This is a genomic window from Streptomyces sp. MGP-P1 (assembly GCF_057766565.1).
Genome location: NZ_JBYMEM010000007.1, coordinates 3,147,495 through 3,173,335, shown reverse-complemented (window position 1 = coordinate 3,173,335; position 25,841 = coordinate 3,147,495). Strand labels below are relative to the sequence as shown.

Genomic DNA, 25,841 nt, shown 5'->3' with positions numbered 1-25,841 from the left:
GCCGCGCGGGGTCAGCGAGGGCGCCAGGTACGGATTTCGAGATGGACGATGTGTGCGTCGGGGTGGATCCGGCCGGTGTCGACCAGCCACCGGTGGATGGCCGTGGTGACATCGCCGCCCGCCGCATCGACACGGCGGGCGATGTCGGCTGCCGCGAAGCCACCCGTTGTGCGGCGGATGCGTCGGAGCGTTCCTCGGTGTGGTCGGCGCGCTCGGTGACGTCGCGGCGGATGCCGGGTCACGTGGTGCAGCTTCCTGACACGTGGACGTAGCCGGTTTTCGGCGAGGCGCACGGTGAAGGCCAGGCGCAGGTCCTGGCGGGCGGCTTCGGCGATGAACGGGCGGAGTCGGGCGGAGCCGGAGGCGATGGCCTGTGCTCCGGCTCGTCCGGTGCCGGTGCCGGTGGGGGTGATGAGGACGGCTTTGGTGCGGACGCGGGCTCGGTTGCGGCTGGCGGTGGTGCGGCGGGTGGTGGCGGCGATCGCGGCGAGTTCGGTGACGTCGCTGATGCCTGCGGTGTGGATGGCGGTGAGGACCTGGGTGAGGGCGGGGAACGAAGGATGCGCCCTTGTTCTTGTAGAACTGGGAGACGAGGGAGGCGCGCGGTTGATGATGCGGGCGATGTCGCGTTTGGTGTAGCCGGCTTGTTGGAGTTGGTGAGCAAGGCGGGCTGCTTCGTTGCGGTGCGGTGCCGAAAGGTGCCTGCGGCGCGGTGGCATCAGGCCTCTGTTCGCAGTGGGCGTGGCGTGGTGGGCAGCGCGGCCCTTGTAGCGGAGGGTCAGGAGTTCGTCTTCGGTGGTGGGGGCCGAGGATGGGGCCGGGGAGGTGGCCTTTGTTGAGGTAGTCAGCCCGGCTGGCCGTGGTGGGGCCGGGTTTGGGGCTGGGTGAGGTAGACGGCGTCGGTGCGGAAGGCGACGATTGTGCCGGGTGGGGCGTGGAGGGCTCCGGCGTAGGTGTTGTCGTCTCGGTGGCGCTGGGAGAGCAGGGCGGCACGGCGAGGACCGGTGGGAGGCCCATTCGGGGTGGGCGTTGGGGTCGCGGGTGAAGCCGGTGGCGTTGCCAGGTGATGGTCTGGTCGTCGAAGCCGATGATTTCGGCGTCCGGGGGCCGTCCACGTTGATCATGCGGGGGGTGGTGCCGGTGACGGTGCGGGGGCGTTGGGCGAAGGCGCCGATGCCGTAGAGGAGGAGGGCGCGGACGGCGCGGGCGGCGAGGTGGGCTGCGGTGCGCTGGTCGGGGTCGCCGTTCAGGTCGGCCTGGGCAGTGAGGGGGAGCCAGGCTTCCTTGAGTTCTTGGACCAGTCGTCGAGTGGTTTGCCGTGGTGGAAGAAGGATCCCGTCGAGGATCTCGATCTTCCCACGGGATGTGTGGGTTGTGGAGAGGGCGGTGTGGATTTCGGGGCCGGCCTGCCCAGGTGGTGAAGGTGGTGCCGGGGTGGCGGGGTAGTCCAGGGCGCGGTCGCCGGGGGCGGGTGCGGGGAGGATCCCGATGTAGGATCCATGTCGGGGACGGTGACGCGGACGTGCCAGTGGCCGCAGGCGAAGAGGGCTTTGGTCTGTTCCTTCTGGAGCCAGGAGGCGAAGGTGGACTAGCATGACGCGGCGGGGGGTGCCGACTCGCGGATTTCCAGGTGTGTTTGGCGTAGGCGAAGGTGCGGTCGTACTCGACCAGGGCGGGGAGCTGGGCGGGAACACGGGGCGGGGTGATGAGTTCGGTGCAGCCCTGGGTGCGTGGAAGAGGCCGCGGAGCTGTTCAGACGGACGGGTAGCCGTCCGCGTACTCACCTGGTGGGGATGGTGCGGGTCCACAGGTCACGGCCGGTCTGGGACGGTGAGCCCATCAGGACGGCGTCGGGCCACTGGCGGCGCAGGGCCTTCCAGCAGGACGAACGCGTCACGGATGACGGCGGGCTCAGTGCCCTCGGTGCTCGAACCACTCCCGCCGACCGGATCTCGACATGCTGGTCGCCCTGTTCGCGCTGGTATCGGCCGACGGGGTTGCGGGGGTGGACGAAGTGGCCGGCCATCTTGTCCTTGCCGCGGCCGGTGTCCGTGCGCCAGCCGGGTGTGGGGGCGTTCAGCCAGGCGGCGACGGTGTCCTTTGAGGAAAGGGTGCTGGTCGGCCTGCCGGTAAGAGGGCGCCTGCGGTGATGTAGATCCGCTCGACACCGCCGGGCAGGACGTGGAAGGAACAGGTGTTCAGGATTTCCGCGGCGCTGGCGGTCGGCAGGTCGATGCGGAACGTAGGTGCCGGGTCGACAGGCGCACGCCGGTGTGCGTGTCGAGGAAGACGGTGCTCCGGGCCTGCTGGGTGAAGTTGGGTGTGTGGAGGCGAGGTTGGTGGTGTGGGTGAACCAGCGGTCCCCGTGGGGCCTTGGGGGTGCCGGGAAGGGTGCGCTGTGCTGTCTGAGCCACGAGAGGGGCGGCGGTGGCCGGGGCGGGCTTCGAGGGGGCGCTAGGGCCGTTTGGTTCAGCTGCCGGTTCAGGGGCGGGGCGGGTCATCGCCGGGGCGACCGTGCCCGCCTGGGACGGGGTCTGTGGGTGTTCGGTGCTACTGGGCAGTGCTGTGTCCCCGGCGGGCTGCGGGGCTGGGACGGCTGTGGTGGGCGGAGTTCCGGTTCGGGCGACGGGGGCACGGAAGTAGATGGCTGTGCTGCGGTGGTGAGCCGGTCGGGGGCGAGGATGGGGGCGATCGCCACGATGTCAGCCAGGCTCACCCGGCCGCAGGAGCGATAGGCTCTGCCTTCGCCTTCTCGTCCCGCAGCGCGGTGATCTTGCGGGCGCGGTCGTCTCCAGTTTCTCCAGCGTGGCCTGCGTCTTCCTGATGCCGTCCGCAGGGGCGCGCAGCTCGGCCAGCTCCGCGTTGTAGGTGTTTGCGTCGTCGACGATTCCTTGTACCTGGGTCAGTTGGCGGAAGAGCTTTTGGTGGAGACGTAGGCGACAGCGCCAGCCAGAGTGGGAGGGCAGGCGGTACCAAAGAGGTCGGCGATGTCCCGGTCGGCCTGCCGCGGTGCGGTCAGGTGCACGACCGGGGTGGCCAGGTGGTGACCCCGGCCAGGACGGCGTCCGGGAAGACGTGCCGCCCGTCTTCCCTCTTCTCCAGTGTCCGGGCCTGCAGGACGGCCAGCACGTAACCGGACAGGGTCACCGGGAGCACTGCCCCGGCGGCCACACTGGCGGCATCGAGCAGAGCGCCACCCGCCCCGCAGGCTCTCCAGAAGATCCTCGGGGGCAAGCCTGGACGAAGCCGGCCCGCTGCCCCGTCAGGACCACCGCCCTGGTGGGCAGCGTCAACACGCAGCACACCGATCTCCTTCACCCAGGTGCTGCACGGGAGCGGAAGGGCGCTCCCGCAGAGCCTGTACGACCTGAAGGGGAGTCATGACCCGCACGCCTGCGGGCGAGACCGGGCAGGACCTCTGCAGTGATGAGGCGGCGGAAAGTAGTGATGGCGCAGCCGAGTTCCTCAGCAGCCTGCCCAGTCGTGAGCAGCATGGCCTGGCTCCTCGCCGATTGAAGCTCTGTTCTTGCGAACGTACCGCGAACCCTCTCCAGATACAAGCCAACTCAATTATCTGATCCGACTTGCACTTCGTTCGAGGACGCAGGGAAGACCGAGCGGCTTCGGACCGTGTCCCGGTCCGAAGGCCGCGAGCTGCTTGGTGCGCAGCTTCCGGTGAACGGGAGTTGGCGGGGGCGCAGGCCCGGTAGCGCACGGCCTCACGCACTGCAGCTTCACCCGGCTCGATCAAGGCTACTCCTCCTTCACTCCGAAGGGCGCACCGCCAGGAGGACTAAGAAGCCATCTCATTTGGGCGACTCGGTATTCTGTCGAGTCATGGTGGGGATCGTTGAGCGGTTGGTGCCGGACGAGTTGTGGGAGTTTGTTCCAGCGGGTGGTGCCGGAGGCGCCGTCGCGGCCGCAGGGCGGTGGCCGGCGCCGAGCACGGCGACCGGGAAGTGCTGGCGGCGATCGTCTTCGTGGCGACATCGGGTTGTACCTGGCAGCAGCTGCCTTCGGCGTCGTTCGGCCCGTCCGGCGCGACCGCCCACCGGCGGTTCTCGGAGTGGTCGAAGGCCAGGGTGTGGGCCAAGCTCCACCGCCTGGTCCTCGACGAACTGGGTGCCCGCGGCGAGCTGGACTGGTCGCGGTGCGCGATCGACTCGGTGAACATGCGAGCCCTGAAAAGGGGGACCTGACGGGTCCGAATCCTGTCGACCGGGGCAAGTACGGCTCGAAAATCCACCTGATCACGGAAAGGTCGGGTCTGCCCATATCCGTCGGCATCTCCGGCGCCAACCTGCACGACAGCCAGGCCCTGATCCCCCTCGTGAAGGGCATCCCGCCAATCCGCTCGCGCCGCGGCCGGCGACGGCGCAAGCCCGCCAAACTCCACGCCGACAAGGGCTACGACTACGCCCACCTGCGGCAATGGTTACGCGAACGCGGCATCACCCACCGCATCGCCCGCAAGGGAGTCGAGTCCTCGCAACGGCTGGGCCGCCATCGCTGGACCGTGGAGCGCACCATGGCCTGGCTCGCCGGCTGCCGCCGCCTCCACCGACGCTACGAACGCAAAGCCGACCACTTCCTAGCCTTCACCAGCATCGCCTGCACCCTCATCTGCTACCGCAGACTCACCAAATGAGATGGCGTCTAAGGGGAGCCGGAGAGCGGATCTCGTCCTGGGGGACGCGAAGAAGCCGCCATGCGGCCGAGGGAAAACGGCAGTTCGTGACAGCTCGTCGCCGAGGCGAGGGGGACAGCAAGCACGGGAGAGCCAGAGGCGCTCACACCTCTTCGAGGTGAAAGCGGCGCCGTCCCTTCGGCTTCGTCGGCCTCAGTGCAGCGGCGTTCACGCCGGTGAAGAAGTGCGCTCGCGCCGGGCCCAGTTGGCAGGCGAGAGGTGCCGCCGCCGAACGGCTTCACGCCGCCGGAAGGGCATGAGCAGGTGGCTCGGTGAACGAGCACTACCGGTCGCGGCTTGCCCGCCTACCGTACGAGCAGCCGGCAGACCGGCCGGGAGGAAGGAACAGGAGGCCACGGACGTTGACTGCCTGCAGGTTCTGCCGCCCTCACAACCCCTCCTGCCGCGCCCGGCGGTATGCCAGTTGGAGCAGCGTGAATGTTCCGGCGTCTCCCCCAGCGTCCGGGTGCCATTTCCGCGCCGCGGCCTTGTAGAGCTGCTGGGCTGTGCGTTCGTCCGAGGCCGTCGCTTGTGCGAGTTCCCTCAGCAGGGGAAGGATCCTTGGGGTGGGCAGGGGCTTTCTGCCCGAGAGGGCCGCCAGTTCGGCGTGGAATCGCTCGCGTTGCCCCTGTCGCGGCTGCGCAGACGCCCTCTCGGCGTGCCGATCCCGGGCCTGTCTGCGCCAGGAAGCCTGCTTGCAGGCATCCGAGCAGAACCGGGGTAGCCGGCCTGGCTTGGGAGGACGGTTCCAGGACATGCCGCAGTGGGGGCACTCCAGGCGCTGTACCGGCACGCCTTCGCCCGCGGGAACTGATCGCTCGCGTCTGGCCACGGTTTTCCCTCTCAACTTCCTCTGCACTCTGGAAGATCAAGAAATAGTTTCGAACACGGATAACATGTTCTATTCGATTGGATATCGTAACGGTACCTACACCAGAGCGGAACCGGCATCTTCCCGTCTGCCGTATTCAGTGACGGTTCCTGAGGGTGCCGGACAGCCGGATTTATCATAACGGGGCAGGCGTCACGCCGGTGCCGCAGCGGCTCACTCTGCTTGTTGCGAGGCCGATTCCAAACGGTAGGTCACGACCCGCTGGATACACCGCGAGTGCGGGCAGCACGGACCATCCGGCACCGTCGCAGGTATGCCGCGAGCTACCGTCGCGGCTGACGCAAAGAAGGCGTCAATCTTGACCCTTGGGGCATTCACCCACGAGGGTTACGGCATTAGGGAAGGTGTCCGACGGTAGGTGGGCCCAGGAATACGGGGTAGTTCAGTGCTGGCTGGATGGGAGAGTGTTTCCATCCAGCCAGGAAGGTGCTAGGTAGGTGGCGGGACCGCTATATGGTCTGCTGCGCAGGGAAGGCCTTTTACGACTATGCCGGAAGGAGATGCCCAGTGAACGTGACCAGGCGGAGGCTGTGGGCTACCCAGCTGGCGCGGCATGCTGCAGAAGACAGAGAACTGCTCCGCAGGGCGACGGCTGAGCGTCAGGCCGCCGAGGAAGCGCTGCGGTCGGCGAAGGAGCGGGAGGATTTGGTGGCCTTGATGGTCACGGCTTCCGGCAGTGCTCTGTCGAAGGCCGAGGCCTGGCTGTCGGCACTGGACGAGCCGCTGGCCGAGGGTGCGACCGGTGTTCCTGATCCCGTCGCGGAAGCGTCGCCGCGTTCACAGCCGCGGGTCTCCGTCGCTGCCGTCATCCAGGACTTGCTGCGGCTGCAAGTCGAGGCAACGTACGCGGAGATCAAGGATGAGGTCGGGAAGATGCGTCCCGATGTCAAGGCGGAGAACTGCGCCCGAGACCTGAACCGCATGGTGAAGCGCGGAATTCTGACGCGTCCCCGGACCGGTTCATACCGGCTTGCTGTCAAGGAGTCCGAGCCAGTGCGTTCCTGAAAGATCATGTCCTGGCGTGCGCACATAGGCACGGGATACCGCCGAAGTGAGGTTCGGCGGCCCCGGCTGCGCATGTTTAGACGCCATCTCATTTGGTGAGTCTGCGGTAGCAGATGAGGGTGCAGGCGATGCTGGTGAAGGCTAGGAAGTGGTCGGCTTTGCGTTCGTAGCGTCGGTGGAGGCGGCGGCAGCCGGCGAGCCAGGCCATGGTGCGCTCCACGGTCCAGCGATGGCGGCCCAGCCGTTGCGAGGACTCGACTCCCTTGCGGGCGATGCGGTGGGTGATGCCGCGTTCGCGTAACCATTGCCGCAGGTGGGCGTAGTCGTAGCCCTTGTCGGCGTGGAGTTTGGCGGGCTTGCGCCGTCGCCGGCCGCGGCGCGAGCGGATTGGCGGGATGCCCTTCACGAGGGGGATCAGGGCCTGGCTGTCGTGCAGGTTGGCGCCGGAGATGCCGACGGATATGGGCAGACCCGACCTTTCCGTGATCAGGTGGATTTTCGAGCCGTACTTGCCCCGGTCGACAGGATTCGGACCTGTCAGGTCCCCCTTTTCAGGGCTCGCATGTTCACCGAGTCGATCGCGCACCGCGACCAGTCCAGCTCGCCGCGGGCACCCAGTTCGTCGAGGACCAGGCGGTGGAGCTTGGCCCACACCCTGGCCTTCGACCACTCCGAGAACCGCCGGTGGGCGGTCGCGCCGGACGGGCCGAACGACGCCGAAGGCAGCTGCTGCCAGGTACAACCCGATGTCGCCACGAAGACGATCGCCGCCAGCACTTCCCGGTCGCCGTGCCGGCGCCGGCCACCGCCCTGCGGCCGCGACGGCGCCTCCGGCACCACCCGCTGGAACAACTCCCACAACTCGTCCGGCACCAACCGCTCAACGATCCCCACCATGACTCACAGAATACCGAGTCGCCCAAATGAGATGGCTTCTTAGGCCCCACGCGCACCGTCACTATAGCGAGACCTGGTGTCGGACGGTGCGGTGCGTCATACCAACGTGTCTGTACTTACGAAAGAGGCCCCACGTGATGAGCTCTATGACCGGTGACGGAATCGGCCGCTCCCTCTGCTTCGCCGGCCGTCAGGCTGTGCGGGAGGTAGAGCAGTGACTAGCACGCATCAGACCCGTCAGCTGTTTCCTACCAGCCGTGCGAGCACTCCGATTCAGTGGGCGGTCTCTCTCGATCTGGCAACGCTGAGCGGACCGGAAAGGCGTTCGGTCAGCTCCCTTGAACTCGCCGGCCGTTCGGGGCTGGGGCAGGACACAGTCGCGGAGATCATGGCGTTCCTGGGGACAGTCGGTCTTGTCGAAGGCACACGGCAAGAGTGCGCCGCAACGGTGGCGGGCTGGGAGATCGCGACAGCTTGCAGGAAGGACGAGACCCAGGGGCGCCTGCTGCTCCTGCCTCTCTTTCTGGAGCACTGGTCCGTGCCGCTCGTTTACGGCATGCTCCTTGACGCGCCGGTCGAGCAGACAGTGCTGGTGAGCCGCCTCCGGGAAGCCACAGGCATCGCCGCCCGCCGGGCTCAGTACCTCGTCGAGTGGTTGATGCTGGCGCTGGTTCTTCGCCAGGATCCAACGATGCGGATCTCGCCGTCGGCGGCGTGCACCGTCGCCCTGCCGTCCGCCCCACCCGCGGTTGAGGTGACTGCCGAGGAGTCGTCCGGTCTGCTGATGGGTCTGACCTTTGCGGAGTTGCGGAGCCTGCCGCCCGAGCACTACGTCGCCCTGCTCAAGCAGGTGCCCGCTCTGTACGATCTCGATCCCGCCTGACGCCGAGTGGGGCGAAGCTCCACGCCGCGCCGCTCGCTGAAGGCGCGACTGTTTCCTGCACCGCCGCTCCGCGTCACGGGACCCCCGTGACGCTCCACCGGCGTCAGTGCCGCGTACCCACGTCCCGAACGGTGTCTGCCCTCGGCCGCACGTCACGTGACGGCGGGTTTTTACCTCCTGTCGGCTACGAGGCTCTCTCGTGGCCGACAGGCTGCCTCCGCTGCGCCCCTCGGGCAATCAGCCGTGTACGCACCGGTGTGTCCTCTGTTCCCGGTGACTGTCAGCGGCACCATTCCCTCTTCCCGAAAGATGCCGCCCTGTATGCGAAATATCAGCACAATCTATGAAGAATTACAGCTAGGTGACCGCTCTGCGAGTGGTCGCGTACTTCGGTGCGTGGACCCGGATCTCGTCGAAGCACACTTCATCGGTGAGGCTGGTGAGGCCGTGCAGATGCCGTGGTTGCAGGCTGTGGGCGAGATGCGCCTGGAGGACTGCGCCCCGGTGTGGGAGTTCCCGATCCTCAAAGGCCGCCGGGTGGGTCCAGGTTGGTGGTGGACGGCAACGAACGGCGGCATGGTGCGCTACGGATTCGGGGCGATGCGCACGCAGTTGATGATGCTGGACTTCGATCCCCAGGTGGTTGCTGTGGCATGCCGTCCGGTGGAGCTGCGGTGGCGGGGCAGAGGCGGAAGGATCATTGGGCACGCGCCGCATCTGGTGGCGCGGCTGGCCGACGGCAGCGGACTGCTGATCGACTGTGCGGGCCGGCTGGGGGCAGGGCGGCGGCTGGTGCAGCGGGCGGCGCATGTCGACGCCGCTGCGACGGCCGCGGGCTGGCACTACCGGCTGGTCGGTCTGCCGTCGCAGGTGGTCGAGGCGAATGTCCGCTGGCTCGCCGGGTACCGTCACCCGCGGTACGCGCAGGACCTGATGCCCCGCCTCTCCCGGTCGTTCCGCACTGCCACGGCTCTGCTGGACGGCGTAGCCGCGGTGGGTGATCCCATCGCTGTGTGGCCTGCGGTGTTCCATGGCTTGTGGCGGGGGCTGTTGACCGCTCCTCTGGACACTCCGCTGCACGCGGGGACCCTGGCTGTCGCTTCCGCCCCCTCCGCGGCCGGAGTAGCGCAGTGAGCCGGCCGGTCTGGAGGATCGGGGATCCGGTGCGCGGTGACGGCCGGGAGTGGTCCGTGGCGGGGGTGGAAGCCCACGGAGCTGAGGGGCCACGGATCTGGCTGCTGGAACGGGGTCGTTCGGGTGGCCTGGCGGTGTTCGGTCTGGCTGCGCTGAGTGATCTCGGTTTCGAGTTGCTGAAGGGGCCTCCGCGGTTGCATGTGCCGCAGATGGGGCTGTTGTCGACGGTCTCAGAGGACCAGCAGGTCCGTGCCTTCGCTCTTGAGCAGCACGTCCGTGAGGTCGAGACGGGCTTTCCCACGCCTGACCTGGGCAGGGCGGGGCGGCCCAGGCCCCAGTACGACCCTGCGCTCACGACACTGGCGCAGCGGGAGCAGGCCAAAGCGGATGAGCTGGCCGAGCAGGGCTGGACCGCCGTGAGCCGCGCGACGGTCCGCAGGTGGCGCAAGCGCTACCACGAGGGGGGTGTGTGGGGCCTCGTTTCGAAGCGGGGCGGCTCGTCGCGGTTGCAGCGGGCCGACTCCCGGGTGGTCGAGGCGTTGCGGGCCCTGCTGGTTCAGGAGGCCCTGCGTTCCCGGTCACGTGGGTGGAAGAAGCGGATGCGCCGTGAGGCGCAGTGGTGGTTGGACATCGAGCACGGGCCCGGCGTGGTGGAAGTCCCGCCGCAGTCCACGTTCAACATCCTTCTCACCTGTGTGGAAGCGGTGCTCGGGCTGGAGGGCACCGTCGGCCAGCGGCGGGCCAGGGCGTCCCGGCCTGCGCCTCCGTTCGCGCCGACGGTGGTGTTGCGTCCGGGTGAGTTGGTGATGCTCGACAGCACGCCTCTGGATGTGCTGATCGTTTTCGATGACGGGGTGGTGGGGCGGCCGGAGCTGACCATTGCGCTGGATGTGGCGACTCGCAGTGTGTGGGCGATCGTGCGTGCGTCGGGCAGCAAGCTGACCGACGTGGCTGTGCTCCTGGCGCAGATGATGATCCCCATGATGATGCGTCCCGAGTGGCCGGATTCGTTGTCGATGGCCGCCTCGGTGATTCCCCATCAGCGTCTGCTGAGCGTGGACGAGCGGCTGAAGGATGCTGCGGCACGCCCGGTGATCGTGCCCGAGACGATCGTGGTCGACCAGGGCAAGGTGTTCGTCTCGCCCTCGACACGTGCCGCGTGCGAGAGCCTGGGGATTTCCCTGCAGCCCGTTCCGCCGGCCAATGGACCGGCCAAGGGTCATGTGGAGCGGCAGTTCGGCTCTGTGAACTCGCAGTTCTGCCAGTACTTGGCAGGCCACACGGGGGCGAGTGTGTCTGAACGCGGCTCGAAGGTCGAGCGGGAACCGCTGCGGACCATGCGTGAACTGCAGGGTCTTCTGGATGAGTTCTTGGTCCATTGGCACCATCGGCCCCATGCGGGCCTGCGCCATCCTCTGATGCCGAAGAAGGCCCTCACACCGAACCAGATGTGGGCGTCGCTTCTGCCTGTGGCGGGCTATGTGCCGGTTCCCCTCGGTTCGGACGACTACGTCGAACTGCTGCCGGTGAGATGGCAGGCCATCACCGACGCGGGCATCCGGTTCGACTACCGCACCTACGACCACGCGTGCCTGCACCAGGAGCACGTCCAGGACCCCGGGGTGCGGTCAAAGGACGGACTGTGGGAGGTGCACTACAACCCCTACGACCCGGTGCGGGTCTGGGTGCGGCTGGCGGAGGGCTTCGTCGAGGTGCCGTGGATTCACGCGACGTCGGTGAGCCTTCCCTTCACCCACCACGTCTGGGAGCACGTCTGCAAAGTCACCGAGCGGACAGGCTCGCGCGCCGAGCACGAGGCTCAGCTCGCCTTGGCGTTGGATGATGTCCTCAAAAGGGCAGCGGGAAAGGCGAAGCTGTCCCGCACGGAGCGGCGGGTCGTGGCCCGGTCACGTGCCTCAGGCGCGGATCTCATCCCGGTCCCCTCGGGCGGACTCGACGTCCTGGGCGTTCCGACACTGTCGTTCGGTCTGGCGGGCGTGTACGCGGCGCCGGAGATCGACGACGAGACCATCCCGGACGAGGACGACGGCTTCCCGGACGGGGCCTGTCAGCTGCCTGCTGAACCGGCCGATGGCTCTTCCATTCTCGACGACACCACCCCGGAGGGTGATCTGTGGCTGCCGTAACGCTGTGTCCCAGTGGCGACTTCTTCGAGGAGGAGCCTTCCCCCAGCCCGATGAGCGGGGCCGGTCTGTGGCAGGAGTATGTTGCGCGTCCTCGCGTGCCCGCACCGCCGGTAGGCAGCTCCTTCTGGAGCCGCAAGAGGCTGCTGGAGTACCACTCCGAGTTCGTGACGCTGAAGACCCGCAGCTTGGACGAGGCTTTGCGTCAGCTGCAGTTGACTCTGCTCGTCAATAACCGGCACCGGGGCACGGCCAGGCGCGGGCTGATCGTGTCAGGGCCGCCTGGGGCGGGAAAGTCCACGACGCTCATGGAGTTGGGCCGCGCCTTCGAGCGCAGCGAGAGGACCCGAAGGCCTGGGCACGCCGACTGCCTTCCGGTGGTGTTCGCGGCGATCCCGCCCACCTGCACTCCCAAGGGGCTGGTCAAGGAGTTCGCGCGTTTTCTGGGCATCCCCGTGCACGACCGGATGACGGAAACGGTCATCACCGATGCGGTCTGCGATGTCATGGTGGCGCGGCGGACCCGGCTGGTGTTTCTCGATGACGTGCATCTGCTCAACACCCGAACGCGCCCTGGCGCCGACAGCTCCGATCAGGTCAAGGCGCTCGCTGAGCGTGTACCGGCCACGTTCGTCCTGGCGGGCGTGAACGTGGAGACGTCCGCGCTCCTCACCGGTCCCCGCGGCGCGCAGCTCGCTGCCCGCTTCAAACTGCTGCGCACTCCCCCTCTGCTCAACGGCACCCCCGAGCAGAAGGCTCAGTGGCGCATCTTGCTGGGAGACATGGAGTCGGCACTGCGGCTGGTGAACCACCGGCCTCACACGCTGGTGCGTCACGCTGACTACATCCATCTGCGAACCGGCGGTGTGATGGCCAGCCTATTCGCCTTCATCCGGGAAGCGGCGATCTGCTCCATCGTGGAGGAGAGTCACGCGATCACCAAGAAGCTGCTCTCGCAGGTCGTTCTGGACACACAGGCCGTGAACGCCGCACGCGCCCGTCGCCGCCCCGACAGATCTGCTTGAAGCACTGCTGTCGCAGAGGCCGGCCGGACAAGGGGCACGCCTCCACCGGCAGGTCTCTCCCCTCCCGGTGGGGCCCTGCGTCTGCACTGCACTTTCCGTGTTCGCCTGGCTCCGGCCCGGAGCCGCCGTCTCCTTTCAGTTGCTGAGGACTGCGTCTGTGGAAGACCTTGTTGCCGCGCACGCTCTTGTGCGCGTACCTCCCGTGAGTCAGGAGCTGACCGGCTCCTGGGTCGGCCGGCTTGCGCAGGTCTACGGCCTGCCGGTGCAGGACCTGCTACGGGGCGCTTTCAGTGGTCCCCGCCCCGTCAAGCTCACCGGAGCATTTCGGACCGCCCCAGAGGTATTCCTCAACGAACCCGCCCGGGTGGCCCTTGGCCGCCTCACCCGCATGCCACCAGCCCGGTTGCACGAACTGCTTCCTTCCTTCGCGCCGACGCATGAGCGGCTCACCGATGACATCGGCCCGCAGGCAGGCTGGTTCTCCCCCCGCGGCGCGTGGGTCACAGCCTGCTTGCCGTGCACCAGGCGTTCCTGGTCGCCTCGGCAGCCGGTGCTGGTCTACCCGGGAGCGGCTGGTCATGTCTGTCGGAAGCACCGGCGCTGGCTGCTTGCCGACGCTCACACCTCGGTGTCCGCTCCGCTGCAGGCGCTGCCCGAGGTCCTGGCGGCTCACCGGCACCACACCTCTCTCCTGCGTGCCCGCCCGCAAGCCGCCGAGGTCGTGGCGCTGGCTTCGGCGGTGGTGTGGTCGTGGCAGGTTCAGGGATGGCACGGGGACCCGATCTGGCGGCAGCGGGCGGCCGCTCTGGCCTCGTTCACCGGCTGCTCGGCCGCGAGTGCAACGGCGCATGCGCTGGTGCCCTATCCCGAGACGATCGCCATCGCCCGTGTGATCGGTAACCGGCATTGGCACCAGCGTCTTCGCACAACCGCGGCCAGACAAGGATTCAGTGCCGCCCACAGCCTCCTCCTGGAGGAGTTCGGCCGCCGGACCGGCAGACCGTGGATCCCGGACTGGATGATCGCCCGCACCCGCACCCGGCGTGCCAGCGCAGCGGAGCACGACCCTCTCCGGTGGTGGCTCCAACGGCTCCTCGCGTCCGAGGGCGCTCCTGAGGAGGAGCTGTGGCGGATGCCTGCTTCGTTGGGCCGCCCCAGCCAGTTCGGCGACCGGGTTGCGCTGAGTGTCGGCTCCCCTGTCCGCCCGGTCATCGACGACGCCAGGGCCGCTTTCCTGACCGGAGGCTGGGAGCCCACGATCGTCACGGGCCCGGGTGAGGCGCCTTCGTGACGGTGCCACACACCCGCCGGGCCGGCATCTCGGCGCGGCCTCACGAAGGCGCTGGTCTCCGGTCACGGGCCCCGCCCGCCCACGTCCTCCGCAGCTGCCTCGCCCAGCCCGAGCCCAACCCTGCGCCGTCACACGCTGCGGCCCAGCTGATACCGCCCATCACCTACTCCCGCTCCGCCCCGGCCCTACTTCGTCGGCATCCGCAGGCCGCCACACACCCCCATCGCACACGAAAGAGAGACATACCCATGTCACCGATCAGTCCGGAGTACGCCAACCAGTTACTGGCGGAACTCACCGAAGGCTGCCCCGTCCCCGCGGCGCCCGCCTCGCTGTCCCGCTACACCTTCCAGATCAGCAACCACGTCCTCATCGGAGACACCGCCGTGCGCGGCTACAAGTACAAAGGCCGGTGGCGGCTGGACGATCGGGACATCCGCGCGGCCGCCGCCCGGCTCGCCTCGCTGCCCTTCGATCCCGACGACCTGGTCGACGCCCGTCTCTCGTCCGCCGAGCACAATCGGACGTGGCGCTCACAGATCCACCGCTGGTTCGACCACATCTCCTACCAGGTGCAGAGCGCGAACGGCTGCCGCTGCGAAGGACAGCAGCCGTGCAGCGGCATGAGGCCCAACCGCAACGGGCTGGGGTGCGGAGCGACCTTTGAGCAGGTCAAGGAACGCTACGGCCGCTGGCCCATCGCATGTACCAGCCCGTTACCGCTGCTGACGTGGTCCGGCTCCACCTGGATGGTCCCGCGCGCCTACGCGGCCCTCCTGGACCGAGCGGACCAGATCGCCGCCGAGTGCGTCGAACAGGCCACCCGATGCAGCCGCTGCAACGCCGCCGGTGACGTCTGGGCGTGGCGCACGTCCAGCAACAGCGGCTACACCACCCTGTGCCCCGCGTGCACCGCCTCCGTCGCCCGCCCTTACAAGGGCCACCTGCGCGGTCGGCTCTATGCGTCGCTGCTGAAGAACTCGCAGCCGGAGGCGTTCTTGTGCCGGTTGTGCCCCAGTCCTCGTCAGGCCATGTACTGGGACCACTGCCACGAGCACGGATTCGTGCGCGGGCCTGTGTGTGCCAGCTGCAACACCTATGAAGGCGGCGGCTACAGGTTCGTCCAACGGCCGGGTGCAGTCCGCCACCTCCTGCTATGCGACGGCTGCCGCCGCGACAGGACCGTGCCGCCGCGCCACCAGCCCGACATCGTGCTGGAGACGCTCGTGCCCGACCCTCACGGCCCGTGTGCGCCGCAGGGGCACTCCGCGTGGGGTGCGGTTCAGGAAGACGGATCGATCCGTTTCCGAATGCGCTGCTGGCAGCGCACATCTGCCCTCAAGTGGGAACAGGTCGTTCCGGCCGCACAGGTCAGGCAGCTGGTACGGGAGTTCGTCGACAAGGCCCTGGAGACGGATGCCGACGGCCCCGGCCAGGAATCCGCCTGAGGTCCCGTCGCCTCATCGCTTCTGTTTCTGAACCTTCTCCCCGAGACCGTCCATGGGCCGGGCGCCCGGCAGAGCGCAGCACAGACGCCGCCTTCTGCCGGGCATACAGGCCAGCCGTACAGGTCGTTCAGCAACTCGTGCCGGAGACAGTCAAAGCCTCATCCCGCTTGCGCGCCCCTGCAGTTGGGCGCTCTCATGGAGTCGGCCGTGTCTGGATCGCATCGGCGCGTCCGCCACTGTGGTCTGTTCAGCCGAGCCAGTCCAGAGGAATCAGGGCGGTGCGCCTGCCGTCGGCATCGGGCGCCAGTTGCCGATCACGGCGTCCTGGAACCAGCCTTCGGGCAGGTTCGCGTGATCGCAGACGATGATCTGGAAAGCTCCCTCGTTGAGCTGTACCACGTCGTTGAGAAGTTGGAAGTAAGCGGTGACGGTGGCCCAGTCGGCGTCCTGGATGGTGGACGCGTCGCGGGGCTTTTCCGGGAAGAAGGCCTGGGTGGGCTGGTCGAGCATCAGGAAGCCTGGGACGGGACGGCTGTTGCGTCGCAGGTAGGTGTGCAGGGCGAGGTGAGCGACCAAGTGGTAGCCGATGTGGTTCTTGGCACTGCCGATGCGGGTGAGGGGCAGGCGTCCTGAGGGTCGCCTGAGGACGACGTTGAGGAGCTTGAGGCTGATGGCTACCTCGGTGGCGTCGGCTGCTCCTCCGAGGTTGAGTCGCTTGGCCCAGGCCGTCATACCGATGGCGATGTCGGCGAGACGGCGCTCCGTCTCGGCCACGACGTCGTCCTCGTCGACGAGTTGTTCCAGTGTGGCTGCTTGGTCCTGAGCGAGGTCTAGGTTCTGGCGCAGCCGGGCAATGTCGCTGTCTGTGCCTGTGCGGGTGAGTGCTTCGGAGATCCGGCCCTGGATGTGGGCGACTCGTAGGTTCTGTTCTTGCAGGTTGCGCAGGCGCTCGTTGCTTGCGAGGAGTTCTTTGAGCTGGGCGCCGTTGAGCCTGAGGCGCTCGGTGACGTCGGTGCGTCCGGTCTGAAGGGCTCGTCGGTGTTCCTCGCGGACGGGCTGGAGTGTCTGTGCCTTGGCGAGTTCGCTTGCGAGGTGGCCGGTCAGTTCGGTGATGTCGTGTGCGTTGGGGTCCGGGTGTTCCAGGGGCTGGGTGCACATAGGGCACACGCTGGTGTCGTGCTGGCGCTCCGGGCCGAGGAGGTCGAGGGTTTTGAGGCGGTCGAGCTGGAGGTGGAGTTCGCCGGTGAAGGCTCGTCCCTGCTGCTGCCAGCGGTCGACCGCGGCCAGGGCGTCGTCGAACTCATGCAGTTGTTCGCGCAGGGCGCGGCGTTCGTCGTTGAGTTCCTGGCGCCTGTCACGCAGTTCGAGTGGTGCGGCGGTTTCCGGGGCTGCGGCCAGGGCCTGGTGGAGGAGGTCGAGGACCTGGGTGGTGTCGGGTGCTGCGGGCACCTCGGTCAGGAGGCCTTCGGCTTCCGCCAGGCGTACGAGGGCGAGACCGTTGGCATCCATGGCCTGCTGATGGCGCAGGGCGTCGTCGAGCTTGCGTTGTGCTGCGCGCTGGGCGCGCTGGGCTTCGCCGAGTCGGTGGCGGCGCAGCGCCTGTTCGGGGCCGGCGGCGCCGAGAAAGTACGGCAGGGTGTCCTTGAGTGCCTGGGCCATGCCGGATTCGGTTTGTCGGTGGAACAGGGCTGTCTGGTCGGCGATCTCGTTCTGGCTCTGGAAGCAGAGCAGGGCTGCCTGGCCGATGGAGACATCGAAGGCGTTGCGGGCAGCGCCGGTGGGTGGCTGGAAGTGGAAGTCCTCAATGCCGAGGCGGGCACTGAGCTCGCTGCGCAGCGCTGCGACGTTGGAGTTGTTGACGAGTTCGTCGGGTCGTGGGATGTCCAGGCCGGCGCCGCCGGTGCGGGTGTACGCGTGCTGGGTGGAGGCTCCTGTCGGCCGAGGCCGGGCCAGGACCATGCGTGAGTTGTCGGCGAAGGTGACCAGGAGGGCGTACCAGCCGACGGTCTGGTCGATCAGGTCGTCAGGCAGGTTGGGTGCGCGGCGCCCGAGGCAGTAGTCGACGATGGTGAGGACCTCGGACTTGCCGGTCTCTGACTCGCCGGTGAGGATGTTGAGCGCCCCGGGGCGAAACCGCAGGATCCTTGGGGGCTTCCTGCCGTCTCGGTGGTAGAGGGCCAGGGCGAGCAGTTGCATGACGGTTCTGGAACTCCTTGATGGGGGCGGATCAGGGCCGGACGCCGAGGGTGGTGAAGGCGCGGGTGGGGTCGGTCACGGCGAGCCAACGGCCGACCAGTGCTGCTGCGCGGGCGCAGTCGGCGACTTCTTCGCCGGGGGCGGCGGAGGCTGGCTTGGGGGTGCGGGGGCATACGAGGCCGTCGGGGGTGACGTCTATGGCCTGGTGGCGCATTGCGGTACGCAGGCTGCTGCGGGTGTAGTCGGTCAGTGCTGTGGCGCGTTCGGCGAATGCGGCCTGCAGGCGCGGGTGTTCGTGTGCCCAGGCTGTGAGCGTGACGGTGGACTTGCCGGGGAGAGAAGCGCGGGTATCTTCGGGCAGCACGAGAGGAAGGATCAGGAACGCACTGGGCCAGGGCAGCGGCCGGCCCGCCTTCTTCGTGGCCGTGTTGACGGCGCTGGCCAGGAGGTAGGCGCCGAAGGCTGGGTTGAACAACGCCTGTGCCTCCGACACGTTGCGGTGGGGGGCGGTCGTCACTGTTCCTGCGATTCGTCGGGGCTCTGACAGCGGTCTTTGTAGTCGGGGTGCCAGCCGAGTTGCCGGTCGGGCTCCGCCGTGTCGGCCTGGTCGGACAGGCCGTGGGCGCTTCCGGTGCCGATCCAGGGGGCGGTGACGCTGCCGGGTCGCAGTTGGGTGTCAGCAACACGGTCCATGGTGGCGTCCAGAATTTCCTGACCGATGTCCTGGCGTTGCTCTTCGCTCATGTCGTCTCGGATGCGGCGCGTGCGGCGGCGGAAGGCTGTCTCCCACTCGTAGTGGAGTTCACCTTCGTATTCGTCGAGCCGTTCCGGGGTGATCTTGAAGGTGCGCAGCCATTCGGAGCGCTGGGCCCGTGCGTAGTGGTAGTCACGCAGGTGCATCGCCACTTCGTCGTCGGGCAGGCCGATCCACCGCATCTGGGTGACGACCAGGCGGTCGTTGTAGCCGGCGATCTCTGCCTGGGTGAGGTGGCGCAGTGTCTCGGTGATCGGCAGGTTCTTGCCGATGTAGCGGCCGGTGACTTCGTCCCGTCGGCACATGAGTTGCTGGGCGCTGACGGAGGCTCGCATGTGCTGGGGGTTCTTGCGTTCCAGCAGTTTGATCGCCATGCCGTACCACCACCCCTTGATCTCGTCGAGGGCTGCCTGAGCGTGGTCGCTCGGCGTGATCCCCAGTTCCTTGGCGAGACTAGGGTCCGTCTTCAAAAGATCGTTCGATGGTGGATCATGGTGTCGTGATACGCCGACATGAACTCACCGATCGCGAGTGGGAGTTGCTCGCTCCGCTGATACCGCGGGCAGTCCGGGGGCGGCCCCGAGCGGAGGACCGGCGGATCATCAACGGGATGGTCTACAAGATCCGTACCGGGATTTCCTGGCGTGACCTGCCAGAACGTTATGGCTCCTGGCAGACGGTCTACACGCGGTTCCGTCGCTACGCGATCGACGGCGTGTTCACCAGAGCCCTGCGGCAGATCCAGACCCGCGCGGACGCGGCCGGCGACATCGACTGGCTGGTGCAGATCGACTCCACCATCGTCCGGGCACATCAGCACGCCGCTGCCACCGGACGAAAGGGGGAAGCACCGGCAGGACGAACCGGACGATCACGCCCTCGGCCGGTCCCGAGGAGGCCTGACCACCAAGATCCACCTCGCCGCCGACGGGCAGGGCCGTCCTCTGGCTCTCATGCTCACCGCCGGCCAACGACACGACAGCGTCATGGCACAGGCACTGCTCGAACGCATACGCGTGCCCCGCACCGGACCGGGCCGACCTCGCTCCACCCCCGACCATGTCGTGGCAGACAAGGCCTACAGCTCCCGGGCATTCCGCGCCTACCTGCGACGACGCGGCATCATCGCCACGATCCCCGAGAAGGACGACCAGAAGAAGCACCGCCGAAACCGCGGCAGTCACGGCGGCCGGCCACCAGGTTTCGACCGCGAGACCTACCGCCGACGCAACACCGTCGAACGCTGCTTCAACCACCTCAAGGGATTCCGAGGCATCGCCACCAGATACGACAAAACCGCCACCTCCTACGAAGCAGCGGTCAGCCTCGCCTCATTCCTACTCTGGGCAAGATCTTTTGAAGACGGACCCTAACACCGCAACCGCACTCCGAGGATTCGGCAGTTCTGAAGCCGGGCGGGTTTGTCGTGGCGACGGTGTGACCCGTCGTGCAGGCGAGACGATGCCTGCCCCGGACCCGGCTACTTCGAGTCGGCAGAGCCCCCGAGCTGTTCCGCCGTACGTAGCGCCAGCGAGGCCGCGAGCGTCACCCCGGGGTGCGCAGCCAGTGCGACGACCCCCGGAGCGCTCGCCAGCGGTGCGCAGAGCACGCCGTCGCCCGCCGGGATCGGGCGGAGGCCGATGGTCATGTCCTCCAGCACCGGTACCCGCGGCAGGCCGAACGCCTCCGTCACAGCACTCAGGGACGTACACACCCGCGCCCGTGTCGCCGACTCCGTCTCTCCCGGGACCACGTCCTCGGCGCCGACGAAGCCGTGCCGGGCGGACGGCCGGATCTCGAAGGCCGGAGTGGACACCACCCGGTCTGGGTCGAGACCAGGCGCAGGAGGGGCATGGCGGCATCTGCGGGGTCGGAGAGTTTCTTCAGGGCATCGATCCAGGACGCGACGGAACGCCAGAAGTCCTTGCCGGTCTCGCTCAGCGGGCCGGCCGCTTCACGGTGTTTGGCCTGCAGCAGTTCACGTGGCGTCTTGTCCGGGTCGAGGAACTCGATGTCGTCGAGAAGTTCCATGCGAACCTCGACGGTGGGGTCCTGCCAACTGCGACGGGCGAGCTCGAGCAAGGCAAGCTCGCACTGGTAGAGATATCCGGTCATCTGCCCTGCCGCCGAATGCGACCTTGCTCGCGCCACGTTCCCCACTACTGATCGTGCTTGCCTGAGCGGCGCAAGTCCCACCCCTGCGACCGGCCGCACCAGGAATACAGCTCTAGGCTGCTCGGTCTGGTGCGATGCGCTGTGCCACTCCCCTAGGGCCTGTCTTCAAAGCTTGTTGATGGGGCATCATGTTACGCATGGTGCGGCGACATGAGCTCTCGGACGAAGAGTGGGACGTCCTGTCGGGGCTGCTTCCGCGAACGGGCACGGGGCGGCCCCGGCGGGACGATCGGGTGGTCCTGAACGGGATCGTGTGGAAGCTTCGGACCGGTTCGGCCTGGCGTGATGTGCCGGAGAGATACGGGTCCTGGCGGACGTTGTACACACGTTTCCGCAGGTGGGCGCTCGATGGCACGTTCACGCGGATGCTTGAAGCCGTTCAGGCTCAAAAGGAAGCGGCTGGAGACGTCGACTGGCTGGTATCGGTGGACTCCACGATCACCCGCGCTCATCAGCACGCGGCCGGCGCCCGTAAAAAGCGGCAAGCCCTGCAGAAGCGGCACGCACTCACGCCCTCGGACGATCCCGTGGCGGACTGACGACCAAGATTCACCTCGCCTGCGACGGCCGCGGCCGTCCGCTCGGCTTCGTCGTCACAGGCGGCAACATCAACGACTGCACGCAGTTCGAGCAGATCCTCGCGCAGATCAGGGTTCGCCGTCCAGGCCCGGGCCGCCCACGCAACCGGCCCGACCATCTCCTGGGCGACAAGGGATACAGCAGCCGACGCATACGCAACTACCTGCGGAAACGCCGTATCCCGCACACGATCCCGGAACGCTCGGACCAGCAGGCGAACCGCCGCCGTCGTGGCAGCAACGGCGGCAGGCCGCCCGCTTTCGACAAGGAGCGCTACAAGCAGCGCAACGTCGTCGAACGCTGCTTCAACGCGTTGAAGCAGTACCGGGCCATCGCCACCCGCTACGACAAAACCCGAGAATCCTACGAAGCGGCACTCACCATCGCGTCACTCCTGATGTGGATATGACCCTTTGAAGACAGACCCTAGGCCACAACGTAGCACCCACCCAGCCATCACCGTCAGCCCCAAGAGAATCGCCGTCCGTGATCTGTGTGACCAGTTGGCGTGGCGTTCGCCTCACCGGTCGGCGGTGGGGGGCCAGGCCGTTGGGAGGGCATGCTCTTCGCCGCTTCCCGTCCAGCGGCCTGTGATGAGCCAGAGTTCGTAGTGCAGCAGCCACGCCGAGGTCCACGGCAGGATGGTTTGGGATAGGAACATGTGGTCGTCCCATTCGCCGGGCAGGTACAGGCACAGGTCGCCGCTGGCGTAGACGTGCGGAAGGCGTGTGGCGTCAGGGTGCAGTGCCAGTGGCGGATCGATGACGCTGACGCGGGGGTGGCTGCGGTGGCGGTGGGTGATCCTGACCGTGTAGCGCCTGCTGACGGGGGTGGGCTGCAGGGTGAGGACGCAGACGAGTTCACCGCTGCGCAAGGTCACTTCGGCTGTGGGGACAGCGGCTTTGACGGCGGCCATCTGCCGGGCGAGGTTAAGCGCGCGCGTCGGTGTGCTGGCCATGGAAGTTCTGGGGGCGCCTGCGCGGGCCGGCGGCGGTGGTGGAGAGCAGTCCCGTGGTGCTCATCCGCTGCTGGGTGGCTGTGTTGTTCATGCGGTTCGCGTAGCGGGTGAAGGAGCGCTGAAGAGGCACGGGGTCGAAGGACTTGACGAGTTGGGAGTAGACGGCGTCCAGCCCCTGGGAGTGCATCAGAGCCGGGTTGACCATCGTGTCCGTGAGCTCGCGGAACCAGGTCATGAAGGCCTGGCGCCGCTGAGGGTATTCGTTCCACTTGTCGGTGAAGTTCTCCTTCTCGTGGGCGGGGTTGGCGACCCACCATTGGCCGTTGCGCTGTTTGATGAAGCCGGGGATGGCGGCTAGCGCGTTGCGCAGGGCGGTGAACAGGTCGTCCTCGCCTTGGTAGGCGAGGCCGGCGAGGGTGGTGAGGAGGATGGACGGTGGACGGTTGTCGGTGTCGTCGCCGAAGTAGGTCATGCAGTGCCACTTCATTACCTGCACAAGGCGCTGAAGAGTGCTGCGGATGTGCCAGACGGGCACATCCGCGATGCTGGCACGCTTCTCGAGAAGGGCATGTGACAGTTCGGAGCGGGCGCTGAACCAGCCCGCGTAGCCGATCGGGTTGCCGTGCTGCCACTTGGACAGGTTCTTGTCCGTCAAGAGGATTCCGTGGGGCTGGTGTTCGTCGTCCGGGATGGCGGGAAGGATGTCGAGGTGGAATCTGGTGTATCCCAGTGTCCAGCACCGGCGGCGGGGCTCCAGGGTGACGGGGCCGTCCTCGTGGCCCTGCTGCTGCTTCCAGGACCGGTACGCGATGAGCTGGTCGCCCACTCGCTGTTTGAGATCGTCCTGTGTGGTGCTTGTCTTGTGCAGGGGGATGCGGCAGACGAGATCGATGTCGTACTCGCCGGTGGATGTCTGGGGGCGGAGGACGGTGCCGAGGAGGAAAGAGCCCTGCGAGTAGATCTCGTAGTCCGGGCTCTCGTTCAGCCCGAGATAGGTGGCGACGTCCTTGTAGCGGCGAACAGCGCTGTCGTAGACGTCCGGGGAGATGTCGAGGGTCTCCACGGCGCCGTCGAGCAGCATGGACAGCATCTGTTCGAGGGAGTCCGTGTCGGTCTCCCCTGCCGGGTGCAGCGTGGTCACGTCATTCCTCACGGGTGGGGTGGCAGGGTGTGTAGGCGGGGGCGTGGTGGTCGCAGAAGGTGCGGTGGACGGCCGGTGAGGCGTCGCGGCTTACGTGGCCTGCCAGTCCGGAGAGGGTCTGGATGTCGACGTTGTCGAGCGCGACGGCTCCGGTGGGGACGGTCGGGTTGAGGCGCAGGACGTTGTTCTTGCCTACGAAGTGGCGCACCTGTTTGGCCGCGCTTTCGCTCTGGGCCCGCATAAGCACCTCGACAGCGTCGCTGGCCCAGGGCAGCAGGCCGCCGCGGTCGAGGCGGCGGTGGCGGCTTCGGACGTCGGTGGTGGTACCGAGGCTGAAGACCTTGATGGCCTCGAGGGGGACGGACAGTGGTCCGACGGCCTCGGTGAGCGCGACCATGGTGGGGTTGTTCGCCCAGAGGCCGCCGTCGACAAGGCGAGCTCCGTCCAGGGGCATGCCGGGCAGGTAGGTGGGTGCGGCAGAGGTGGCGAGCGCGACGTTGACGGCCTTTTCCCGCCAGTCCCGTTTGAGGGTGGGCAGGTGCGGGGTCCGGAAGAGGTAGACGTCGTCGGCGGCGATGTTGTAAGAGGTGATCACCAGGCGTTTGGTGCTCTCTCCGAAGGTCCGCTCGCCGAAGACGTCGGTGAGCGCCGCCCGCAGGGGCTCCGTGCTGTACTTCGCGCGCAGAAGGTGGCGCAGGCCGCGCATCTTGGAGCGGTCGCGGAAGATCCTCGGGCCGTGCTCGGTGTAGAAGGTGAGGATCTCGCGGGGTGTCAGGCCCAGGCCGAGGCCGAGCGCGATGATGCCGCCGGTCGAGGTGCCGGCGATCAGGTCGAAGTGGTCGGCGATGCGGATGTCGAGGTCTTCCTCGAGGCGGGCGAGGACCGCAGCGGAGAACATGCCGCGGAAGCCGCCGCCGTCCAGGGCCAGGATCTGGAAACGCTCGATCAGTTGAACCGCCCCCATCGTGCTGTTCCTTGCAGGACCGGCCCGGCTGGGCACTGGCACCATACGCACAGCGCCTTCAATGAAGTTCATGAAACCGTAGCACGGTGCGGCAGACGGCTGCGGCACGGCCGAACGGGTGGCATGCTGGTGTGTCGTGTTACTTGAGCTGCCCGGCCGCCACCCCTTGCTGCGCGGCACGCTGCGCCTGCAGGAAACCGCCCAGCCCGGCTTGACCGTCGATGCCCGCAAGTTGGAGTTCGCCAGCCCGCTGGATCTCGCTGCCGTGGCCGCGCTCACCCACACTCACGCGGCCAGCGGCACGGAGATCGCCCTGCTCCTGCCCGAACGCCCTGGCGTGGCCTCGTATCTGCAGCGCATGGACCTGTTGAAGCACTTGCCGGACGGATCTCGCATCGTGGGCTCCCTCTCCGGAGGCGAGCGCAATGATCACTCGGCCAGTCTGCTGGAAGTCACCCGTCTTACGGGTGCGGCCGTCCGTGACGTGAACCAGCGGATCGGGTTCGTCGCAACCAATCACCTGGGAAGGCGCTTCGGAAGGCAGGCGTTCACTGGGCTGGGTGAGCTCATCGACAACGCGGTGAGTCACGGAACCAGCAAGCTGGGCGGCTTTATTACCGCGCAGGCCTACAGCGGCAGAACGACCGGCCGCAGGCGACTGGAGGTCTCGGTCTGTGACACCGGTGTCGGAGTACTCAATCATCTGCGCCGCAACCAGCAGCACTCGGACGTAACCGACAGCATCCACGCGCTGGAACGCGCGCTGAGTCCCCGTGCCAGCGGAACAGACGAGGACCGCGGCTACGGTCTTCCTGACGTCCTGGGCGGGGTCAGAGAGACGGCAATCACGAGCCTGATCCTGCGCAGCGGCCACGGCGCCGTGACGGCCAGCCACTACCGGGAGCACGCTTTTACCTCCTACCGGCGCATTCCCGAGCAGGTGGCGGGCACCTGGGCCTGGCTGAGAGTCTCGTTCCCCGGTTAACTGCACTGTGCTTCAATGCGTTCAATGAAGGCGAAAAAGCAAATGCTCACCTTCCCCGTCAGTAAACCGGGCACGTTCCTGTCCACCCGCGGCACGGGGGCGCACAAGCGTACCGAGCTGGAGGTTGCGCTCAAGTCGGCCGGTCCGTCCCCCGTGCTGGAAATCGACTTCACCGGCACCGAGGCCATGACCCACAGCTTCGTGGACGAGTTCCTCGGCAAGCTCTACGTGTCCCTGGCGGCTGGCGACGTGCAGGCTGCCGCCGTCCGGCTGATCGGGCTGAATGAGGAGACCCGTGAGTCTGTCGCCGTTTGCCTTGAGCGGCGCAAGCAGTTCGCCGTGCAGGGCGAGGATCACACGCTGCTGGGCGACACCTCTGTCATGCCGGACACCTACGCCCAAGCCCGCAGCCTGGGCACCTTCCGTGCTCAGGAGTTGGCCGAAGCACTCGGTATTTCCGTCACCAACGCCAACAACCGGCTTAAGCGCCTTGTCCACGCGGGAGCCTTGAGCCGGGTCCGCGCACCCGGCCCGGAGCGGGGAGGCAAGGAGTTCGTGTACACCCTGCCGTAGGAGCTCATCCGGCCATGCGGGAAGGCAGCGTACCGGCTCGGTTCGTCGCCACACGTGTGATCTGCCGGACGCAGGGGTTGCCGACGGGAAAATGCCATGCACGGTCGCGG

22 protein-coding genes and 1 pseudogene are annotated in these 25,841 nt (G+C 67.4%); 12 read left to right on the top strand and 11 right to left on the bottom strand.

Annotated elements, in window-relative coordinates:
• Positions 1 to 11 precede the first annotated feature (11 nt).
• From AC3CH1_RS35885 to AC3CH1_RS35875, 3 genes are all read right to left on the bottom strand, one after another.
• Positions 12 to 719 (bottom strand): helix-turn-helix domain containing protein, encoded by a 708-nt coding sequence (locus AC3CH1_RS35885; RefSeq protein WP_488466695.1) that lies wholly within the window; start codon positions 717 to 719, stop codon positions 12 to 14.
• A 1,061-nt stretch (positions 720 to 1,780) separates the two neighbouring features.
• Positions 1,781 to 2,026, bottom strand: coding sequence for a hypothetical protein (locus AC3CH1_RS35880; RefSeq protein WP_488466694.1), 246 nt, complete (start codon positions 2,024 to 2,026; stop codon positions 1,781 to 1,783).
• 989 nt (positions 2,027 to 3,015) lie between these two features.
• Positions 3,016 to 3,171 (bottom strand): hypothetical protein, encoded by a 156-nt coding sequence (locus tag AC3CH1_RS35875; protein ID WP_488466693.1) that lies wholly within the window; start codon positions 3,169 to 3,171, stop codon positions 3,016 to 3,018.
• 666 nt (positions 3,172 to 3,837) lie between these two features.
• Here AC3CH1_RS35875 and AC3CH1_RS35870 point away from each other — a divergent pair.
• Positions 3,838 to 4,648 (top strand): annotated as a pseudogene (locus tag AC3CH1_RS35870) (IS5 family transposase).
• 1,438 nt (positions 4,649 to 6,086) lie between these two features.
• The gene (locus AC3CH1_RS35865) at positions 6,087 to 6,584 is read left to right on the top strand and encodes a hypothetical protein (RefSeq protein WP_228924541.1); all 498 of its coding nucleotides are present in this window, start codon (positions 6,087 to 6,089) and stop codon (positions 6,582 to 6,584) included.
• A gap of 88 nt (positions 6,585 to 6,672) precedes the next feature.
• Here AC3CH1_RS35865 and AC3CH1_RS35860 read toward each other — a convergent pair.
• A protein-coding gene (locus AC3CH1_RS35860) for an IS5 family transposase (RefSeq protein ID WP_488460925.1) occupies positions 6,673 to 7,481 on the bottom strand; the annotation gives its coding sequence in 2 pieces (ribosomal slippage) (positions 6,673 to 7,133 and positions 7,133 to 7,481; 810 coding nt in all).
• Between the two features lie 214 nt (positions 7,482 to 7,695).
• Here AC3CH1_RS35860 and AC3CH1_RS35855 point away from each other — a divergent pair.
• The 6 genes from AC3CH1_RS35855 (at position 7,696) to AC3CH1_RS35830 (ending at position 15,406) form a co-directional block, all read left to right on the top strand.
• Positions 7,696 to 8,364 carry a hypothetical protein gene (locus AC3CH1_RS35855; RefSeq protein ID WP_228924542.1) on the top strand — a complete coding sequence of 223 codons (669 nt, stop codon included), beginning with the start codon at positions 7,696 to 7,698 and terminating at the stop codon, positions 8,362 to 8,364.
• A 396-nt stretch (positions 8,365 to 8,760) separates the two neighbouring features.
• A complete protein-coding gene (locus AC3CH1_RS35850; protein WP_228924543.1) occupies positions 8,761 to 9,498 on the top strand; it encodes a TnsA-like heteromeric transposase endonuclease subunit in 738 nt (245 codons plus the stop codon).
• 56 nt (positions 9,499 to 9,554) lie between these two features.
• Positions 9,555 to 11,645, top strand: a complete 2,091-nt coding sequence (locus AC3CH1_RS35845) for a helix-turn-helix domain-containing protein (RefSeq protein WP_488466692.1) — start codon at positions 9,555 to 9,557, stop codon at positions 11,643 to 11,645.
• A 164-nt stretch (positions 11,646 to 11,809) separates the two neighbouring features.
• On the top strand, positions 11,810 to 12,667 hold the full coding sequence (locus AC3CH1_RS35840; RefSeq protein WP_488466691.1) for a TniB family NTP-binding protein: 858 nt from the start codon (positions 11,810 to 11,812) through the stop codon (positions 12,665 to 12,667).
• 67 nt (positions 12,668 to 12,734) lie between these two features.
• Entirely contained in the window at positions 12,735 to 13,958 is a 1,224-nt protein-coding gene (locus AC3CH1_RS35835; RefSeq protein ID WP_488466690.1) for a TniQ family protein, read from the top strand.
• A gap of 248 nt (positions 13,959 to 14,206) precedes the next feature.
• The gene (locus tag AC3CH1_RS35830) at positions 14,207 to 15,406 is read left to right on the top strand and encodes an endonuclease domain-containing protein (RefSeq protein WP_488466689.1); all 1,200 of its coding nucleotides are present in this window, start codon (positions 14,207 to 14,209) and stop codon (positions 15,404 to 15,406) included.
• A gap of 270 nt (positions 15,407 to 15,676) precedes the next feature.
• On the opposite strand, the gene AC3CH1_RS35825 is transcribed toward AC3CH1_RS35830, so the two are convergent.
• From AC3CH1_RS35825 to AC3CH1_RS35815, 3 genes are read right to left on the bottom strand one after another with little or no spacing between them, the layout of a single operon-like run.
• Entirely contained in the window at positions 15,677 to 17,602 is a 1,926-nt protein-coding gene (locus tag AC3CH1_RS35825; protein ID WP_488466688.1) for a DUF3732 domain-containing protein, read from the bottom strand.
• Positions 17,603 to 17,633: 31 nt separating this feature from the next.
• The gene (locus AC3CH1_RS35820; protein WP_488466687.1) at positions 17,634 to 18,119 is read right to left on the bottom strand and encodes a three component ABC system middle component; all 486 of its coding nucleotides are present in this window, start codon (positions 18,117 to 18,119) and stop codon (positions 17,634 to 17,636) included.
• On the bottom strand, positions 18,116 to 18,826 hold the full coding sequence (locus AC3CH1_RS35815; protein ID WP_488466686.1) for an ABC-three component system protein: 711 nt from the start codon (positions 18,824 to 18,826) through the stop codon (positions 18,116 to 18,118). The genes AC3CH1_RS35820 and AC3CH1_RS35815 overlap by 4 nt, the downstream gene beginning before the upstream one ends.
• Before the next feature lie 11 nt (positions 18,827 to 18,837).
• On the opposite strand from AC3CH1_RS35815, the gene AC3CH1_RS35810 reads away from it, so the two are divergent.
• A protein-coding gene (locus AC3CH1_RS35810; protein ID WP_488466685.1) for an IS5 family transposase occupies positions 18,838 to 19,729 on the top strand; the annotation gives its coding sequence in 2 pieces (ribosomal slippage) (positions 18,838 to 19,224 and positions 19,226 to 19,729; 891 coding nt in all).
• A 107-nt stretch (positions 19,730 to 19,836) separates the two neighbouring features.
• On the opposite strand, the gene AC3CH1_RS35805 is transcribed toward AC3CH1_RS35810, so the two are convergent.
• Positions 19,837 to 20,175, bottom strand: a complete 339-nt coding sequence (locus AC3CH1_RS35805; RefSeq protein ID WP_488466684.1) for a hypothetical protein — start codon at positions 20,173 to 20,175, stop codon at positions 19,837 to 19,839.
• Between the two features lie 493 nt (positions 20,176 to 20,668).
• Here AC3CH1_RS35805 and AC3CH1_RS35800 point away from each other — a divergent pair.
• Positions 20,669 to 21,519, top strand: a protein-coding gene (locus AC3CH1_RS35800; RefSeq protein WP_488466683.1) for an IS5 family transposase whose coding sequence is annotated in 2 segments (ribosomal slippage) — positions 20,669 to 21,011 and positions 21,011 to 21,519 — 852 coding nt in all. Because the reading frame shifts where the segments join, the coding sequence is not laid out codon by codon here.
• Positions 21,520 to 21,630: 111 nt separating this feature from the next.
• Here the strand turns inward: AC3CH1_RS35800 and AC3CH1_RS35795 are convergent.
• Genes AC3CH1_RS35795 through AC3CH1_RS35785 form a run of 3 tightly spaced genes read right to left on the bottom strand, consistent with a single transcriptional unit; the run spans position 21,631 to position 24,173 of the window.
• Complete coding sequence (locus AC3CH1_RS35795) at positions 21,631 to 22,068, bottom strand: type II CBASS E2 protein (RefSeq protein ID WP_488466682.1); 438 nt, start codon at positions 22,066 to 22,068, stop codon at positions 21,631 to 21,633.
• The gene (locus AC3CH1_RS35790; protein ID WP_488466681.1) at positions 22,040 to 23,209 is read right to left on the bottom strand and encodes a nucleotidyltransferase domain-containing protein; all 1,170 of its coding nucleotides are present in this window, start codon (positions 23,207 to 23,209) and stop codon (positions 22,040 to 22,042) included. The genes AC3CH1_RS35795 and AC3CH1_RS35790 overlap by 29 nt, the downstream gene beginning before the upstream one ends.
• A 1-nt stretch (position 23,210) precedes the next feature.
• Positions 23,211 to 24,173 (bottom strand): CBASS cGAMP-activated phospholipase, encoded by a 963-nt coding sequence (locus tag AC3CH1_RS35785; RefSeq protein ID WP_488466680.1) that lies wholly within the window; start codon positions 24,171 to 24,173, stop codon positions 23,211 to 23,213.
• A gap of 136 nt (positions 24,174 to 24,309) precedes the next feature.
• Here AC3CH1_RS35785 and AC3CH1_RS35780 point away from each other — a divergent pair, with 136 nt between their 5' ends.
• Together AC3CH1_RS35780 and AC3CH1_RS35775 are read left to right on the top strand one after the other, a co-directional pair.
• Positions 24,310 to 25,158: a hypothetical protein gene (locus AC3CH1_RS35780; RefSeq protein WP_488466679.1), complete on the top strand. Its 849-nt coding sequence runs from the start codon at positions 24,310 to 24,312 to the stop codon at positions 25,156 to 25,158.
• Positions 25,159 to 25,182: 24 nt separating this feature from the next.
• The gene (locus AC3CH1_RS35775) at positions 25,183 to 25,731 is read left to right on the top strand and encodes a type IV toxin-antitoxin system AbiEi family antitoxin domain-containing protein (protein ID WP_488466678.1); all 549 of its coding nucleotides are present in this window, start codon (positions 25,183 to 25,185) and stop codon (positions 25,729 to 25,731) included.
• Positions 25,732 to 25,841: the final 110 nt, after the last annotated feature.